This is a genomic window from Micrococcus sp. TA1 (assembly GCF_014199555.1).
GTDB lineage: Bacteria > Actinomycetota > Actinomycetes > Actinomycetales > Micrococcaceae > Citricoccus.
The window spans coordinates 244,713-261,540 of sequence record NZ_JACHNW010000001.1; the positions used below are offsets into that span (position 1 = coordinate 244,713).

General features: G+C 70.4%; 15 protein-coding genes. 9 read left to right on the forward strand and 6 right to left on the reverse strand.

What is annotated here, in order from left to right:
* Positions 1 to 231 precede the first annotated feature (231 nt).
* Positions 232 to 1,221 carry an ABC transporter ATP-binding protein gene (locus GGQ69_RS00990; RefSeq protein WP_183528126.1) on the forward strand — a complete coding sequence of 330 codons (990 nt, stop codon included), beginning with the start codon at positions 232 to 234 and terminating at the stop codon, positions 1,219 to 1,221.
* On the forward strand, positions 1,214 to 3,061 hold the full coding sequence (locus GGQ69_RS16750) for an ABC transporter permease (RefSeq protein WP_183523510.1): 1,848 nt from the start codon (positions 1,214 to 1,216) through the stop codon (positions 3,059 to 3,061). The genes GGQ69_RS00990 and GGQ69_RS16750 overlap by 8 nt, the downstream gene beginning before the upstream one ends.
* A 5-nt stretch (positions 3,062 to 3,066) precedes the next feature.
* On the opposite strand, the gene GGQ69_RS01000 is transcribed toward GGQ69_RS16750, so the two are convergent.
* Positions 3,067 to 4,590 (reverse strand): MFS transporter, encoded by a 1,524-nt coding sequence (locus tag GGQ69_RS01000; protein ID WP_183523512.1) that lies wholly within the window; start codon positions 4,588 to 4,590, stop codon positions 3,067 to 3,069.
* Positions 4,587 to 5,942 (reverse strand): MFS transporter, encoded by a 1,356-nt coding sequence (locus GGQ69_RS01005; protein WP_183523514.1) that lies wholly within the window; start codon positions 5,940 to 5,942, stop codon positions 4,587 to 4,589. Before GGQ69_RS01005 ends, GGQ69_RS01000 begins: the two co-directional genes overlap by 4 nt.
* 88 nt (positions 5,943 to 6,030) lie before the next feature.
* Between GGQ69_RS01005 and GGQ69_RS01010 the strand changes: the two genes are divergently transcribed.
* The 6 genes from GGQ69_RS01010 (at position 6,031) to GGQ69_RS01035 (ending at position 11,800) form a co-directional block, all read left to right on the forward strand.
* A complete protein-coding gene (locus GGQ69_RS01010; RefSeq protein ID WP_255459372.1) occupies positions 6,031 to 6,642 on the forward strand; it encodes a hypothetical protein in 612 nt (203 codons plus the stop codon).
* Between the two features lie 126 nt (positions 6,643 to 6,768).
* Positions 6,769 to 7,617, forward strand: coding sequence for an exodeoxyribonuclease III (locus GGQ69_RS01015; RefSeq protein ID WP_183528129.1), 849 nt, complete (start codon positions 6,769 to 6,771; stop codon positions 7,615 to 7,617).
* Between the two features lie 16 nt (positions 7,618 to 7,633).
* On the forward strand, positions 7,634 to 8,737 hold the full coding sequence (gene trpS, locus GGQ69_RS01020; protein ID WP_010145542.1) for a tryptophan--tRNA ligase: 1,104 nt from the start codon (positions 7,634 to 7,636) through the stop codon (positions 8,735 to 8,737).
* Between the two features lie 106 nt (positions 8,738 to 8,843).
* Positions 8,844 to 9,764: an ABC transporter ATP-binding protein gene (locus GGQ69_RS01025; protein ID WP_183523516.1), complete on the forward strand. Its 921-nt coding sequence runs from the start codon at positions 8,844 to 8,846 to the stop codon at positions 9,762 to 9,764.
* On the forward strand, positions 9,761 to 11,044 hold the full coding sequence (locus GGQ69_RS01030; protein WP_183523518.1) for an ABC transporter permease: 1,284 nt from the start codon (positions 9,761 to 9,763) through the stop codon (positions 11,042 to 11,044). Before GGQ69_RS01025 ends, GGQ69_RS01030 begins: the two co-directional genes overlap by 4 nt.
* Before the next feature lie 66 nt (positions 11,045 to 11,110).
* Positions 11,111 to 11,800, forward strand: a complete 690-nt coding sequence (locus GGQ69_RS01035) for a hypothetical protein (protein ID WP_183523520.1) — start codon at positions 11,111 to 11,113, stop codon at positions 11,798 to 11,800.
* A 99-nt stretch (positions 11,801 to 11,899) separates the two neighbouring features.
* Here the strand turns inward: GGQ69_RS01035 and GGQ69_RS01040 are convergent, their stop codons facing one another.
* Genes GGQ69_RS01040 through sdhC form a run of 4 tightly spaced genes read right to left on the reverse strand, consistent with a single transcriptional unit; the run spans position 11,900 to position 15,427 of the window.
* Complete coding sequence (locus GGQ69_RS01040; RefSeq protein WP_183523522.1) at positions 11,900 to 12,688, reverse strand: succinate dehydrogenase iron-sulfur subunit; 789 nt, start codon at positions 12,686 to 12,688, stop codon at positions 11,900 to 11,902.
* Positions 12,688 to 14,475 carry a succinate dehydrogenase flavoprotein subunit gene (sdhA, locus tag GGQ69_RS01045; RefSeq protein WP_183523524.1) on the reverse strand — a complete coding sequence of 596 codons (1,788 nt, stop codon included), beginning with the start codon at positions 14,473 to 14,475 and terminating at the stop codon, positions 12,688 to 12,690. Before sdhA ends, GGQ69_RS01040 begins: the two co-directional genes overlap by 1 nt.
* A gap of 55 nt (positions 14,476 to 14,530) precedes the next feature.
* Positions 14,531 to 15,016, reverse strand: coding sequence for a succinate dehydrogenase hydrophobic membrane anchor subunit (locus tag GGQ69_RS01050; protein ID WP_183523526.1), 486 nt, complete (start codon positions 15,014 to 15,016; stop codon positions 14,531 to 14,533).
* 3 nt (positions 15,017 to 15,019) lie between these two features.
* Positions 15,020 to 15,427 carry a succinate dehydrogenase, cytochrome b556 subunit gene (gene sdhC / locus GGQ69_RS01055; protein ID WP_183523528.1) on the reverse strand — a complete coding sequence of 136 codons (408 nt, stop codon included), beginning with the start codon at positions 15,425 to 15,427 and terminating at the stop codon, positions 15,020 to 15,022.
* A 221-nt stretch (positions 15,428 to 15,648) separates the two neighbouring features.
* On the opposite strand from sdhC, the gene GGQ69_RS01060 reads away from it, so the two are divergent.
* The gene (locus GGQ69_RS01060) at positions 15,649 to 16,806 is read left to right on the forward strand and encodes a mannose-1-phosphate guanylyltransferase (protein WP_370577037.1); all 1,158 of its coding nucleotides are present in this window, start codon (positions 15,649 to 15,651) and stop codon (positions 16,804 to 16,806) included.
* Positions 16,807 to 16,828 lie beyond the last annotated feature (22 nt).

Sequence of the window (16,828 nt, forward strand, 5' to 3'; positions counted from 1 at the left end):
GTGGACCGGTGGCGGGGGCCGTGAGACCCGTCACGCCGACCCACAGATCGTATATGATCCTGGTCTCGCAGGCGTGAGACCCCTGTCACCGTCGTGTCATGAGGCCGCGATGCAGGACCGCGGCGCGTTGGGCCGCCGCCCCGGCGCCCGGGACGATGCCGAGCGGCCACCCGCTGGTCTAGGATCGCGCAGGTGAGACGTGAGTCCCGTGACGCCCGTCGCGCGGGGTCGGTGGCGGTGACCGGCGTGCCCGCGGGGCCTCCTGCCGCCGTGATCGAGGCCCGGGGGCTGGTCAAGCGCTACGGGGACTTCACCGCCGTGGACGGCATCGACTTCGCCGTGCGCCCGGGGGAGTCCTTCGGACTGCTCGGCCCCAACGGGGCGGGCAAGTCCACGGTCATGCGGATGATCGGCGGCGTCTCCCAGCGCACGGCCGGGACCCTGTCCATCATGGGCCTGGACCCGGAGCGCAAGGGCCCGGAGGTGCGGGCGCACCTGGGTGTGGTGCCGCAGCGGGACAACCTGGACGAGGAGCTCACGGTCCGGGACAACCTGATCGTCTACGGCCGGTACTTCGGCCTGCCGTACTCCTACCTGCGGCCCAAGGCCATGGAGCTGCTGGAGTTCGCCCAGCTCACGGACCGTGCGGACACGAAGGTCGACGACCTCTCCGGCGGCATGAAGCGCCGCCTGGTGATCGCCCGCGGACTGGTCAACGAGCCGCGGATCCTGCTGCTGGACGAACCCACCACCGGACTGGACCCGCAGGCACGGCACATCCTCTGGGACCGGCTGTTCCGGCTCAAGGAGCAGGGCACCACGCTGGTGCTCACCACGCACTACATGGACGAGGCCGAGCAGCTGTGCGACCGGCTGATCGTGGTGGACCGGGGGCGGATCATGGCCGAGGGGTCCCCGGCCCAGCTCATCCGCCGGCACTCCAGCCGGGAGGTGCTCGAGGTGCGGTTCGGCGCGGACCGCAACGCCGCGGTCGCGGCCCGGCTGGAGCGCGAACTGCCCGGCCGCCCCACCGTGACGGGTGCCCCGCTGGCGGACCGGATCGAGTCCCTGCCGGACCGGGTCCTGGTCTACGCCCGCGATGGCGAGGCGGCGCTGGAGGCGGTCGCCGGCCTGGGCCTGGAACCGGTCACCTCCCTGGTGCGCCGGTCCTCCCTGGAGGACGTGTTCCTCACCCTGACAGGTCGGAGCCTCGTTGACTGAGCCGCCCGCCCCGGTACGGCAGCCCGGGGGGACGGCGGACCCCGAGGCCGTCCTCGTGGAACGGGTCCATCGCAGCGGGAGGCTGCCCCTGACACCGGCCGAGTCCGCCGCCCGGGCGCGCCGGACCGGGCCCTGGTACTACGCCGAGCACTACCTGCGGACCATGCGCAAGTACGGCGCGGTGATCGTGTTCGAGGCGCTGGGCGAGCCGCTGGTCTACCTGCTCGCCATGGGCGTGGGCCTGGCCTCGCTGATCGACGGGGGCGAGCAGGTCCTGGACGGCGTCGGCTACGCGGCGTTCATCGCCCCGGCCCTACTGGCCGCGGGCACCCTGATGGCCGCCGCGGTCGAGTTCACCTACCCGGTCATGGACGGCTTCACGTGGCACCGGCTCTACTACGCCCCGCAGGCCTCGCCGCTGCAGCCCTGGCAGATCGCGGCCGGCCACGTCCTCGCCGTGCTGCTGCGCTTCGTGGTCCAGTCGGCGCTGTTCCTGGTGGTCATGCTCGCCTTCGGGGTGGTGAGCAGTCCCTGGGGCTGGGTCCAGGTCATCACCGGCACGCTCGGCGGGCTGGCCATCGGCCTGCCCATCATGGCCTTCTCCGCCTCCCTGAAGCGGGACGCCGGCCAGTACGCCCTGCTCCAGCGGTTCCTGATCATGCCGCTGTTCCTGTTCTCCGGGACGTTCTACCCCCTGGCCACGCTGCCACCGGTGCTGCAGTGGATCGGCTGGCTCTCCCCGCAGTGGCACGCCGCCCAGCTGGGCCGGGTGGCCTCGTACGGCCTGGACGAACCCGTCTGGCTGACCGTGCTGCACGTGGCCTACCTGCTCGTGCTCACGGCCACCGGATGGGCGCTCGTGCACAGGATCTACACCCGCCGGCTGGGATGGGTGCCGGGCCGGGAGGATCCCGACGCCGTCCCCGCCGGCCGGCGCGGGATCGCCCACCTGCGTGCCGGGTGGGCACGGATCCGGACCGCGGACAGCGCCACCCCGGCGGAGGACACGGGCGCGGACCGGACCGTCCCGGCGATGCCCCCGATCCGGGTGCGCACCGGACCCGGGGCCGGGATGTACGGCGGCAACGTCCGGGCCGTGCTGGAGCGAGGCTTCCGGGCGTTGAAGACCTCCAACTGGGCGATCTTCGCCTCCGGCTTCTTCGAACCGGTGCTGTACCTTCTCAGCCTGGGCCTGGGGCTGGGCGGGCTGGTCGGGCAGGTCGAGGGGCCGGGCGGGCCGGTCGGCTACGGGCAGTACATCGCCCCGGCACTGCTGGCCGTCTCCGCCATGAACGGGGCGATCTACGACTCCACCTGGAACGTGTTCTTCCGGATGCGGATGTCCAAGCTCTACCAGACCATGCTCAACACCTCCCTCGGCCCGGTGGACGTGGCGCTGGGGGAGATCACCATGGCCCTGATCCGGGGCGGGCTGTACTCGGTGGCGTTCCTGGTGGTGATGGCCGGCCTGGGGCTGGTGGCCAGCTGGTGGGCGGTACTGCTGATCCCGGCCGCGGTGCTGATCGCCTTCGCGTTCGCGGCGGTCGGCATGGCCGTGACCAGCTACCTGACGACCTTCCAGCAGATGGACTGGATCATGCTGGTGCTGATGCCGATGTTCCTGTTCTCGGCCACGTTCTTCCCGCTGTCCGTCTACCCGCAGGCGGTGCAGTGGCTGATCCAGGCCCTCCCCCTGTGGCACGGGGTGGAGCTGATGCGCCAGCTGAGCGTGGGGGTCCTCACCCCGTTCACGGCCGTGCACGTGCTGTACTTCGCGGTGATGATCGTCCTCGGCCTGGTGTTCACCTCGCACCGGCTGCGGGCGCTGTTCCTGCGCTGAACCGGTCAGCCGGCGGGGGAGTCGTCCGGCAGGGACAGGGTCCCGTTGCGCCGGCGCCGGAGCAGGTCGACGACGCCCGCGAGCAGCGTGACGGACAGGAAGCCGGCCACCACCGCCACGGCGGCCACGGCGGCCTCCCCGTAGACCAGCTGTCCCGGTTCCGCCCCGTCGCCCCGGACGCCGAGCGCGGCGTAGAAGGCCGCGGTCACGGCGGACAGGCCGATGGCCGTCATCACGCGCTGGGCGGTCTGGGAGACCCCGCCGGCCGCTCCGGCCGCGCGCAGCGGGACGTCGTGCATGGTCAGCACCTGGGTGCTGGTCATCACCAGCGCCTGGGCAGGGCCCAGCAGCGCCAGGGCGGCGGCCAGGGTCCAGTACGGCCACTCACCGGCGGCGATCCGCTGGAAGGCCGTCCCGCCCAGGGCCATGGCCACCAGGGACAGGAGCGAACCGGCCACCACGAACACCGGACCGAGGCGGTGGACGAATCCGCCGATGGTGGGGGAGAGCACCATGATCAGCAGGGACGCGGGCAGGCTGGTCAGGCCCGCGGCCAGGGCCGGCAGTCCCAGGCCCTGCTGGGTGACCATGGCCTGGACGGCCCAGAGCCCGGGGGTCGCGGCCAGGAAGGCCGCCGTGGCCACCGTGCCGATCGTGAACGAGGGGATGCGGAACAGCGAGGGGTCCACCATGGGAGCGCGGCCCGTGACCGCCTGACGGGACTTCATCCGCGCCTCCCACCACCACCAGAGCCCGGCGAAGGCGGCCGAGGCGGCCAGCAGGTACCAGGTGCCCGGCAGGATGAACGGCACCATGATCCCGACGACGGCCGCGGCCAGCAGCAGCGCGCCCACCGGATCGAGGGCGGCCAGGGAGCGGTCCGCCTCCGCCGACCGAGGCCGCGCCGGCGGGTGCAGCCAGTACGCCGTCAGGGCGGCCGCGAGTAGCCCGATGGGCACGTTGACCAGGAAGGTGGCGCGCCAGCCCCACTCCGGGCCGAGCACGTCGACGAAGACCCCGCCCAGCGTGGGACCGATGCTCACCCCGAGCCCCACGATGGTGCCGAGCATCCCGTAGGCCCGTCCGCGCGCGCGGCCGTGGAAGACGTTCTGGATGATCCCGATGATCTGGGGGTTGAGCAACCCCGATCCCAGGCCCATCAGGATCCGGGCGAGGTTCAGCACCAGCGGGTCACCGGCCAGTCCCGAGGCCAGGGAACCGGTGACGAAGACGAGGATCCCGCCGATGAAGAGTGGCTTGCGCCCCCAGAGGTCGCCCGCCCGGCCGGCGGGCACCATGGACACCCCGAAGGCCAGCGAGTATCCGGCCAGCACCCACTGCAGGTCGGCGGCGCTCGCGCCCAGGTCCTGCTCGATCGCCGGCAGGGCGACGTTGACGATGCTCACGCTCATCAGGGACATGAACAGCGGCACCAGCAGCACCGTGAGGATCCGTGCCCCGCCCGGGGGCAGGGCGGCGCCGGCGCCGGGGCCGCGGGCGGGTGGCGGGCCGGCGGGCGGTGTGGTCACGGATTCTCCTGGGACGGTGCAGGTGGGGGTGCGGCGGCTGAGGCGGGTGCCGGCGGCGGGGGCGGCGCAACGGGGACGGCGGGGCGGCGCAGGCGGCGGCCCTGGACGAGCCAGTACACCGGGACCAGGACCAGCAGGAAGGCCGCGAGGGTCCAGTACAACCCGGCGGTTCCCTGCCCCTGGACGAGGATACCGGCCAGTAGCGGGCCCAGGCCCATGCCGGCGTCGATTCCCAGGAAGAAGGTCGAGGCGCCCATGCCGGCCCTCTCGCGGGGCACCTGGGTGACGCAGATGACCTGACCCGCGGACAGGAGCTGGCCGTAGCCCAGCCCCACGAGCACGGCGGCCAGCAGCAGCACCGCGACGTTCGGGGCGACGGCGATGACGGCCAGGCCCGCGGCGAACAGCACGAACGCCGGCAGCATCACCACGTTGGCGCCCCGGCGGTCCATGAGCGTTCCGGTGAACAGGCGGGAGACCAGCACCGTCACCGCGTACACGCCGAAGAACAGGCTGGCCGAGGCCCCGAAGCCGCGCTCCTGGGTGAGGGAGGCCAGGAAGGTGACGATGCCGGCATAGCCCAGGGAGTACAGGGCGCCGATCAGCGCGGCGGGCAGCGCGCCGGGCTCCACGAACCGCGCCCAGCCGGGCCGGGGCCGGCCACCCTCCGCAGCGGCCCGGGCCTCGGTGCCGGCAGGGTGGTCCGTGCCGGAGGGCTCCCGCGCGCCGGCATGGGCATCCCTGGGGCTGTAGTCCATGGCCAGCGCGATGAGCAGGCCGAGCAGGGACACTGCGGAGGCGGTGACGGCCATGACGCCGAAGTCGGTCCCGGACAGCGCCAGGCCGATCATCGGGCCGGCCGCGACACCGATCAGCGTGGAGGAGGAATAGTGGCTGGTGCCCTCGGACAACCGCGTCCCGGGGATCCGGTTGACGGCGGTGGCCGCGATCACCGACGAGCCCACGCCGAACGTCACGCCGTGGACCGTGCGCACCAGCAGCAACAGGCCGACGGTGGGCGAGGCCCAGTACAGCAGGGGAGCGGCCACGAACGCCGCGAAGGAGACCAGCAGCAGCGGCCGGGCGCCGAACCTCTCGATGAGGGGGCCCGCGAAGAACCGGGAGACGAGCGTGCCCACGATGAACACGGAGGCCACGGCCCCGCCGACCGAGTCGCCCACCAGGAACCGGCCCACCACGAAGCCGGCCACCGTGGAGAGCAGGAAGTGGATGTTGAAGAACATCATCACGTTGGCCAGGCAGGCCAGCACGAACCCCCGGTTCCAGAGGGGCATCCCCGCTGGCGGGGCCGGGGCCGGCCCGGAACCGGGCGTCGAGGGGATGCGGGACATACCTCACAGGATAGGCATTGGGGCGCCGGGCCGGGGCGGTCGGCCACGGGATGCGACGGCGGTGCCACGGGTGCGGGATAATCGGGGCATGCAAGCAGTGGAGAGTGGATCCCCCCGTCATGACAGCAGGCCGGGCAGCCGGACCCGGAACTGGGCCTCGAAGGGCAGCGGCATCACGTTCGCCGTGATGGTGGGCGTCCTGCTCGTGGCGTTGCTGTTCGCGGCCAACCAGAACGACGTCATCGGCTGGCTGCTCGTGGTCATCTCCGCCGGCTGGCTGCTGCTGGCGGTCCTGGTGGTGCTGGGCGTGCGCCGCGGTGCCAAGTCCGTGGACCGGCGGATGAAGGACATGTCCGCCTCCCTGGCCCCGCGGATCCCCGAGGCTCCCACCACCCGGGTGGATGCCGGCCGGGCCGCCGCGGACCCGATGCGGGACACCAAGCTGGACCACTCCTTCAAGATCGTCCAGGTGCAGGTGCGCGTGGTCACCGAGGAGATGGACAAGGGCGAGGCCGCCGACACGGACATGGTCGCCCGCGCCCTGGAGACCATCCACATCACCGCCTCCAACGCGCGCGACATGCTCAAGGAGTCCGGTGCCGGCACCGCCGGACCCGGGCGGCCGGCGTCGGGCTCCGGTTCCGGACGCGGCCCCGGCGCGGGGCCCGAGGGCCCGATCTCCGGCGAGGTCATCAACTGAACCGGCGCCGCCGGCCCGCGGCCTCGCCGCTGCGCGGTCGGCGATAGGCTGGAACGCGTGACTTCCTCCGCTGCCGCACCGAGCCAGACCGAACCCACCGGGACCGAGACGAGCGACGCCGCGCCCGTGGTCCACGCCAACGCCAACGCCCCCAAGGCGCCCGGCGCGCTGCGCGTGGCCACCGTGAACGTCAACGGCATCCGCGCCGCCCACCGCAAGGGGATGGGCGCGTGGTTCGCCGGACGCGGCGTCGACGTGCTGACCCTGCAGGAGGTCCGCGCCCCGCGCCAGATCGTGGAGGACCTGCTGGAGGACATCACCGGCCAGGACTGGCACGTGGTGGAGACCGAGGCCGCCGCCAAGGGCCGGGCCGGAGTCGCCATCGCCTCCGTCCTGGAACCGCAGGAGGTGCGCGTCGGGATCGGGGACCCGTACTTCCACGATGCCGGCCGGTGGATCGAGGCCGACCTGACGGCCCCGGACGGCAAGGTCCTCACCGTGGTCTCCGCCTACGTGCACTCCGGTGACGTGGGCACGCCCAAACAGGTGGACAAGTACCGGTTCCTCGAGGAGATGATCCGGCACCTGCCCGAACTGCGCTCCGAGAAGGACTACGCCCTCATCACCGGTGACCTGAACGTCGGCCACACCGAGCGGGACATCAAGAACTGGAAGGGCAACGTCAAGAAGGCCGGTTTTCTCCCGGAGGAGCGCGCCTACTTCGACCGCTTCTTCGGCGAGGAGATCGGCTACCGGGACGTGCACCGCGACCTCGCCGGAGACGTGGACGGGCCCTACACGTGGTGGTCCATGCGCGGCCAGGCCTTCGACAACGACGCCGGCTGGCGCATCGACTACCACATGGCCACCCCCGAGCTGGCCGCCAGGGCGACCACCGCGGTCGTGGACCGCGCCCCCAGCTGGGACACCCGCTTCTCCGACCACGCCCCGCTCGTGGTCGACTACCAGTTCTGAGCACTCAGGAGCCGAGATGACCGAGACGACCACTCCCCGTACCCCCGCCCGCCCGACGCCCGCCGACGTCCTGGCCCGGGACACCGCCTCCACGGCCCACCTCGCGGGCGCCGGAACCCGGCACCGCGTGCTGTCCGGCATGCAGCCGTCCGCTGACTCGCTGCACCTGGGCAACTACCTGGGCGCCCTGGTCAACTGGGTTAAGGTCCAGGACGACTTCGACGCCTACTTCTTCATCCCGGACCTGCACGCCATCACGGTGCCCCAGGATCCCGAGGCCCTGGTGAAGCGCACCCGGGTGGCCGCCGCCCAGTACATCGCCGCCGGCATCGACCCCGAGCGCTCCACCCTGTTCGTCCAGTCCCAGGTGCCCGAGCACGCCCAGCTGGCCTGGGTGCTGATGTGCATGACCGGCATGGGCGAGGCCCAGCGGATGACCCAGTTCAAGGACAAGGCCTCCAAGCAGGGGGCCGAGGCGGCCGGCGTCGGGCTGCTGGCCTATCCCATGCTCATGGCCGCGGACATCCTGCTGTACCAGCCGCACGGCGTGCCCGTGGGGGACGACCAGCGCCAGCACGTGGAACTCACCCGCGACCTGGCCCAGCGGTTCAACTCCCGCTACGGGGAGACCTTCGTGGTGCCGGAGGGCTTCTACCCGGTCAACGGGGCCCGGATCTACGACCTGCAGAACCCGCTGGCGAAGATGTCCAAGTCCGCGGAGTCCCAGAACGGGCTGATCAACATCCTCGACGAGCCCAAGGTCATCGCCAAGCGGATCAAGTCCGCCGTCACCGACGACGGCACGGAGATCCGCTTCGACCGCGAGGCCAAGCCCGGGGTGTCCAACCTGCTGTCCATCCTGGCAGCGGTGTCCGAACGGTCCGTGCCGGAACTGGAGGAGGCCTACGCCGGCAGGATGTACGGCCACCTGAAGGTCGACCTGGCCGAGGCCGTGGTGGAGCGACTGGCCCCCATCCGCACCCGGGCCCTGGCCCTGATGGACGACCCGGCCGAGCTGGACCGGCTGCTGGACCGCGGGGCCGCCAAGGCCCGCGAGGTGGCCTCCCCGGTGCTGGCAGACGTCTACGCCAAGGTCGGTTTCCTGCCTCCGGCGCACTGAGGCTTCACGGGACGTTCATCCCGACCGGCCCGACGCCGGCCGGGAGCGGGGTTCCGCCCGTGGATAATGAGAACGGCAAGGTGCCGGAAACCACGGAGGGAATCCCATGTCAGCTGCCGTTCTCGAGACCGAGAACCTGGTCAAGGTCTACGGCCGGGGGGAGTCCCGCTTCGATGCTCTCAAGGGGTTGACCTTCGAGATCCGGCAGGGTGAGTCGGTGGCGATCGTCGGCAAGTCCGGTTCGGGCAAGTCGACCCTGATGCACCTGCTGGCCCTGCTGGACGAGCCGACGGCCGGTGTCGTGGCCATGAACGGCCGCCCGGTCAGCCAGCTCAAGCCTGCCCAGGTCTCAGAACTGCGCAATGAGACCTTCGGCTTCGTCTTTCAGCAGTTCTTTCTCAACGCCAACCAGACCGTGCTGGAGAACGTCATCCTGCCGCTGAAGATCGCCGGCGTGGGCCCGGCCGAGCGCAGGCGGCGCGGCATGGAGGTCCTGGAGCAGCTGGACATGGCGGACAAGGCCAGGAACAGGGCCACGGACCTCTCCGGCGGCCAGAAGCAGCGCGCGTGCATCGCCCGCGCCCTGGTCAACAACCCGTCCGTGCTCTTCGCGGACGAACCCACCGGAAACCTGGACACCGCCACGGGCGAGGTCGTGGAGGACATCCTCTTCGGGCTGCACCGGGATCGGGGCATCACCCTCGTGATCGTCACGCACGACGACGACCTCGCCGCGCGCTGCCAGCGTCGCCTGCTGATGCAGGACGGGATGATCGTGGCCGATGACTCGGGTGAGGCCGTGCGCTCCGCCGGGGCAGGCGTCGGACAGTCGTCCCGGGAGGGCTCCCGCCGGGCGGGCGGGCACGGGAAGCACGCGGCCCCGGTCGTCGTGGACGGGCCGGGACTCAACGAGCCGGGGCCGGACAGATCGGGACCGGACGGACCGGATGCCGGGCCGACGGCGCCGGGCGCCGGGACGGCCGGCAGGGCCGGCCAGGACGATAACGCGGGGGAGGAGCGGGCATGAGGGCCGTCGACATCGCGGGGACCGCGCTCGGCAACACGATGCGGTCCAAGACCCGGACCTTCCTGACGGTCATCGCGATCGTCATCGGCGCCTTCACCCTCACCCTCACCTCGGGTCTCGGGGCGGGCATCAACAAGTACGTGGACACCATGGTGTCCGGTTTCGGCGAGATCGACCAGATCTCCATCATGCCCGGGGTCGACGCCACCGCCCAGATGCCCGGCAGCTCCGGTCCGGTGGCCTACGATCCCGCGGAGGCACAGGCCACCGGTGAGTTCGGGATGACGATGCTGACCGATGAGGACATCGAGACGATCGCCCGGGTCGAGCACCTCTCCAACGTGGAGCCGGTCGTGTTCGTGGCCGCCGAGTACCTGGAGACGGCCGACGGGGACCAGTTCACGCTGCAGTCGATGGACCTGCCGGCCAACGCCGCCGCCCTCGAGCTCGCCGCCGGGGTGAAACCGGCCCGGGACGCCATGGAGATCACCATCCCGGAGACCTGGCTCAAGATCTACGGCACCGAGGACCCGGAGGCAGCGCTCGGGGAGACCGTGACCCTCGGGATCAAGGACCTGGCCCAGCGGGTGCAGACCGTGGACGCGGAGATCGTGGGCGTCTCCCAGGCCGCGATCTCGGGCGTGGGGGCCAGCCCCATGCCCTCCAGCGCGCTCAACGAGGAACTCCACGGACTGCAGACCTCCGGGCTCGAGGTCGAGCAGCCGCAGGCCTACGTGCAGGCCGTGGCCGACGTCGAGGACATGGCCGCCAACGAACAGTCCGTCAAGGCCGCGCTGAGCGAGGAGGGCTTCATGGCGATGACCGTGGAGGACCAGCTCGGCGTCATCACCGGCATCATCGACACCGTCACCTGGGTGCTCAACGGCTTCGCGCTGATCGCCCTGCTGGCGGCCAGCTTCGGCATCGTCAACACCCTTCTGATGTCCGTGCAGGAACGCACCCGGGAGATCGGCCTGATGAAGGCCCTGGGCATGAGCGGCGGCAAGGTGTTCGGGCTGTTCTCCATGGAGGCCGTCATGCTCGGGATCATGGGCTCGGTGATCGGCGTGGGGCTGGGGGTCGTGGTCGGCCTGGCCGGCAACGCCGCCCTCGTCAGCGGCCCGCTGAGCGGGGTGGCCGGGCTGTCCCTGTTCGCCGTGGACCCGATGGCCATCGTGCTGATCGTGCTCCTGATCCTGGCGATCGCCTTCCTGGCCGGCACCATGCCTGCGGCCCGGGCCGCGAAGAAGGATCCGATCGAGGCACTGCGGTACGAGTGACGATCGGGTACGGCCCGGCGTCCGGGCCACAGCACGCATCATTCATCACGTGAGAGGGGAACACCCATGACCGAGAACCCACCCCAGCACCCCGGAGCGGGCGGAACGGACAGCCGGCAGGCCCAGGGCCAGCCACCGTTCGGCGCGCCCCAGCCGCCCTACGGTGCGGCCGAGCAGCAGCCGTACCCCGCACCCGGCGGCCCGGGCTCCAGGTACGGCACCACCGCCTACGACCCCGGGGCGGTGGGCCAGGAGATGGCCGAGCCCAAGGGCTGGGCCCGGCTGAAGACGCTGACCCTGGTGTCCTTCGGGATCCACCTGGTCTCCGGCATCGTCGGCCTCGCGGGCCTCAACGAGGACCTGATCCGTGAGACGGCGGCCGCGGAGCTGGAGGCCCAGGGGATGGCGGCGTCCGAGGAGATCATCGAGCAGTCCGTCCAGCTGGGCATGGCCTTCGGCATGGCCACGATGATCGTGAGCATCGTGCTGGGGATCATCCTGTACCTGCTGGTGTTCCTCGGCCTGCGTGGCGGTAAGAACTGGGCACGCATCCTGGGCACGGTGCTGGCAGCGGTCGGTACGCTGTACACGCTCGTCGGCCTGGCCGGAATCGGAATCACCCTGGCGATCTCCCCGGTCATCGGGACCCTGACGCTGATCCTCAGCGTCCTGTTCGTCCTCGTGAACATCTGGTGGATCGTCACGGCGTTCTCCAAGGACGTCAACGCCTACATGCGGGCGCGCTCCGGCCGCTGACGGCACGGTACGCGAAAGCCCCCCGGGACAATCCCGGGGGGCTTTCGCGTGGTGGGGGAGCGGGGTCCCCGGCCCTGTACCGCTAAGGGTTCAGGATGATCAGAACGAACCGGCCAGGACGGCCTGCTTGACCTCGGCGATCGCCTTGGTCACCTGGATGCCGCGCGGGCAGGCCTCGGTGCAGTTGAAGGTGGTGCGGCAGCGCCACACGCCCTCCTTGTCGTTGAGGATCTCCAGGCGCAGGTCCCCGGCATCATCGCGCGAGTCGAAGATGAACCGGTGGGCGTTGACGATGGCCGCCGGGCCGAAGTACTGGCCGTCGGTCCAGAACACCGGGCAGGAGGACGTGCACGCGGCGCACAGGATGCACTTGGTGGTGTCGTCGAACCGCTCGCGGTCCTCTGCGGACTGCAGGCGCTCCTTCGTCGGCTCCGGGCCCTTGTTGATCAGGAACGGCATGATCTCGCGGTAGGACTGGAAGAACGGGTCCATGTCCACGATCAGGTCCTTCTCGACCGGCAGGCCCTTGATGGGCTCCACGAGGATCGGCTTGGACAGGTCCAGGTCCTTCAGCAGGGTCTTGCAGGCCAGGCGGTTGCGGCCGTTGATGCGCATGGCATCGGAACCGCAGATGCCGTGCGCGCAGGAGCGGCGGAAGGACAGGGTGCCGTCCAGCTCCCACTTGACCTTGTGCAGGGCGTCCAGCACGCGGTCGGTGCCGTACATGGTGACCCGCCACTCGTCCCAGTAGGAGTCCTCGGTAGTCTCCGGCAGGTAGCGGCGCACCTTCAGGGTGACCTCGAAGCTCTCGATCTCCCCGGCGCTGCCCTGTTCGCCCAGGTCGACCTTCGAGGGGCCCTCTGCAGGTTCGGTTGCTGTGGTGCTCATCAGTACTTACGCTCCATCGGCTGGTAACGGGTAACGACGACCGGCTTGGTCTCGAAGCGGATGCCCTTGACCCCCTCCATCTCGGAGTTCGGGTCCCGGTACAGCATGGTGTGCTTCATCCACTCTTCGTCGCTTCGGTCCGGGTAGTCCTCGCGGTAGTGACCACCGCGGGACTCCTTGCGGTGCAGGGCCGCCACGGTCATGGCCTCGGCCATGTCCAGCAGGTAGCCCAGCTCGAGGCCCTCGAGCAGGTCCAGGTTGAACCGCTTGCCCTTGTCCTGCACCGAGACGTTCTCGTAGCGCTGGCGCAGCGACTCGATCGTGGCGAGGGCGCGACGGATCGACTCGTCGGTCCGGAACACCTGCATGTCGGCGTCCATGACCTCCTGCAGCTCGGACCGCAGCTCGGACACGCGCTCGGTGCCGGTGGCGGACCGCAGGCTCTCGATGTGCTCGACGGTCGGGGCCTCGCCGTTCTCCGGGAGCTCGACGAACTCGGCGGTGGCGGCGTACTCGGCGGCGTAGATGCCGGCACGACGGCCGAAGACGTTGATGTCGAGCAGGGAGTTGGTGCCCAGGCGGTTCGAGCCGTGCACGGACACGCAGGCCACCTCGCCGGCGGCGTACAGGCCCGGGACCACGGTGTCGTTGTCCTGGAGGACCTCGGCCTTGACGTTGGTGGGGATCCCGCCCATGACGTAGTGGCACGTCGGGAACACCGGCACCGGCTCCGTGTAGGGCTCCACGCCCAGGTAGGTCCGGGCGAACTCGGTGATGTCCGGGAGCTTGGCGTCGATGTGCGCCGGCTCCAGGTGGGTCAGGTCCAGCAGGACGTAGTCCTTGTTCGGGCCGCAACCGCGGCCCTGGCGGACCTCTTCGGCCATCGAACGGGCCACGATGTCACGCGGGGCCAGGTCCTTGATGGTGGGGGCGTAGCGCTCCATGAAGCGCTCACCGTCCGAGTTGCGCAGGATGCCACCCTCACCGCGGGCGGCCTCGGAAAGGAGGATGCCCAGGCCGGCCAGGCCGGTCGGGTGGAACTGGATGAACTCCATGTCCTCCAGCGGCAGACCGTTGCGGTAGGCGATCGCCATGCCGTCACCCGTGAGGGTGTGGGCGTTGGAGGTGGTCTTGAAGACCTTGCCGGCACCGCCCGTGGCGAAGACCACGGACTTGGCCTGGAAGACGTGCAGCTCACCGGTGGCCAGCTCGTAGGAGACCACGCCGGCCACGCGCTTCTGGGTGAACGGGGTGCCGTCGGGGCGGGTGCCGGGCTCGTCGACCAGCAGCAGGTCCAGCACGTAGAACTCGTTGTAGAACTCGACGTCGTGCTTGACGCAGTTCTGGTAGAGCGTCTGGAGGATCATGTGGCCGGTGCGGTCGGCCGCGTAGCAGGCGCGGCGGACCGGGGCCTTGCCGTGATCGCGGGTGTGACCGCCGAAGCGGCGCTGGTCGATCCGGCCCTCCGGGGTGCGGTTGAAGGGCAGGCCCATCTTCTCCAGGTCCAGCACCGCGTCGATGGCCTCCTTGGCCATCACCTCGGCGGCGTCCTGGTCCACCAGGTAGTCACCGCCCTTGACGGTGTCGAAGGTGTGCCACTCCCAGTTGTCCTCTTCCACGTTGGCCAGGGCGGCGCACATGCCGCCCTGGGCTGCGCCGGTGTGGGAACGGGTGGGGTAGAGCTTGGTCAGCACTGCGGTGCGGGCGCGCTGTCCGGCCTCGATCGCCGCGCGCATGCCGGCGCCGCCGGCACCGACGATCACGACGTCGTACTTGTGTACCTGCATTCGTTTGGGATTCTTTCTTCTCGAGAAGTCTCGGGTGTTCTGGGGACGGCCGTGGTCAGAGCGTTGCGCAGAACGCGGGGGAGGCCTCGAGCAGGTTCCCCGCTGCGTCCGTCAGGCACGGCTCGAAGGTGAAGATCACCAGGGTGCCGAGCACGATGATGACGGTGGTCGCCGCGTACAGCACCATCTTCAGCCAGAACCGCACGCCGTCGCGTTCGGCGTAGTCGTTGATGATGGTGCGCACGCCGTTGGTGCCGTGCAGCATCGCCAGCCACAGCAGGGCCAGGTCCCAGAACTGCCAGAACGGGTCGGCCCACTTGCCGGCCACGAATCCGAAGTCCAGCCCGTTGATGCCGTCACCGACCATCAGGTTGGAGAACAGGTGCACGAAGATCAGCACCACGAGGACGATGCCGGACAGGCGCATGAACAGCCAGGTCAGCATCTCGAAGTTGCCGGACGTGGTCCGGTCCCGGGTGTACTTCGGGTCGATGCGCCCGCTACGGGGCGCCGCAATGGTGGAATCAGCGGTGGCGCTCATGGCTCAGTGACCTCCGAAGGCGAGCATCAGGTGACGGATGGCGAAGGCGGCGAGGGTGATGACCCACAGGACCACCACGGTCCAGAGCATCGCCTTGTGGTGCTTGGTGCCGCCCTTCCAGAAGTCGACCAGGATGATCCGCAGCCCGTTGAAGGCGTGGAACATGATGGCCCCCACGAGGCCGACCTCACCGAGCGCCATCAGCGGGTTCTTGTAGGTGCCGAGCACCGCGTTGTAGGCCTCCGGCGAGACCCTCACCAGTGAGGTGTCCAGCACGTGGACCAGTAGGAAGAAGAAGATGACCACGCCGGTGATCCGGTGGATCACCCAGGACCACATGCCCTCGTTGCCGCGGTAGAGGGTCCCACGGCCGGACTTCGCCGGGGCCTGCGCGGATGTCGCAGTTGACACTGTAAAAACCTCCCAGGGATTGCAAGGGCGCCTGTGCCACGTCCGGTGCGCACAGAGAGAACGCCGGTGCGAGTGCATTCCTCCTAGACAGAGTAGTCCCTCCGGCGCGGCAGGTCTCGACTTTTGACGCGGCATCACGCGGGTGTGCGGTGGATCACCTGCGGCCCCCGCGGCGCGCGGCGCTGGCCGGGTGCGCCGGGTGGGAGACCTATGCTGGCCGGGTGACCATTGACTCTGAACAGCACGACCCGACCGCCCGGGACCGGGTGGCCGGCCCCGGGCTGGACCGCTTCTACGGCGTGATCCCCGCCGGTGGCGTCGGCACCCGGCTGTGGCCGCTGTCCCGTGCCGCGGCCCCGAAATTCCTGCACGACCTGACCGGATCCGGGCAGACCCTGATCCGGGCGACCTACGACCGCCTGGCCCCGCTGGCCGGTGACCGGATGATGGTCGTCACGGGCGAGGCCCACCAGGACGCTGTCTGGGCGCAGCTGCCGGACCTGGACCGGACGGACATGGTCCTGGAACCGGAGCCCAAGGACTCGGCGGCCGCCATCGGGCTGGCCGCCGCCATCCTGTACCGGCGTGACCCGGAGACGATCATGGGGTCGTTCGCCGCCGACCAGGTGATCGGCCCGGTGGAGGTCTTCCAGGCCGCGGTGGTCGAGGCCGTGGCGACGGCGGCCACCGGGCGGATCGTGACGATCGGCATCACCCCGACCCACCCCGCCACCGGCTTCGGCTACATCCGGCAGGGCCAGGCCCTGGACGTGGCCGGGGCGCCGAACGCCAAGGACGTCGCCGCCTTCGTGGAGAAGCCGTCCGAGGACGTGGCCCGGGAGTACGTGGACTCCGGGGAGTACCTGTGGAACGCCGGCATGTTCGTGGCCCCGGTGTCCCTGCTGCTGCAGCACCTGCAGGCGAACGAGCCGGAGCTGCACGCCGGGCTCACCGAGATCGCCACGGCGTGGGGCAGCGCGCGGCAGGACGAGGTGATGGCCCGGGTCTGGCCGACGCTGAAGAAGACCGCGATCGACTACGCGGTGGCCGAGCCGGCCGCCGCGGCGGGCGACGTGGCCGTGATCCCGGGGCACTTCACCTGGGACGACGTGGGCGACTTCGCGGCGATCGCGCGGCTGAACCCCGCCCGGGACTCCTCCGGGATCACCGTGATCGGGGAGACCCCGCGGGTGTACTCCTCGAAGGCCTCCGGCGTGGTGGTCACCGACACCCAGCGGGTGATCGCGCTGATCGGCGTGGAGGACATCGTCGTGGTGGACACCCCGGACGCCCTGCTGGTCACCACCACCGAACACGCGCAGTCGGTGAAGCAGGCCGTCGAGTCGCTCAAGGCGCACGGGGACCACGACGTCCTCTGACGCCGCCCGGCGGTAACATCAC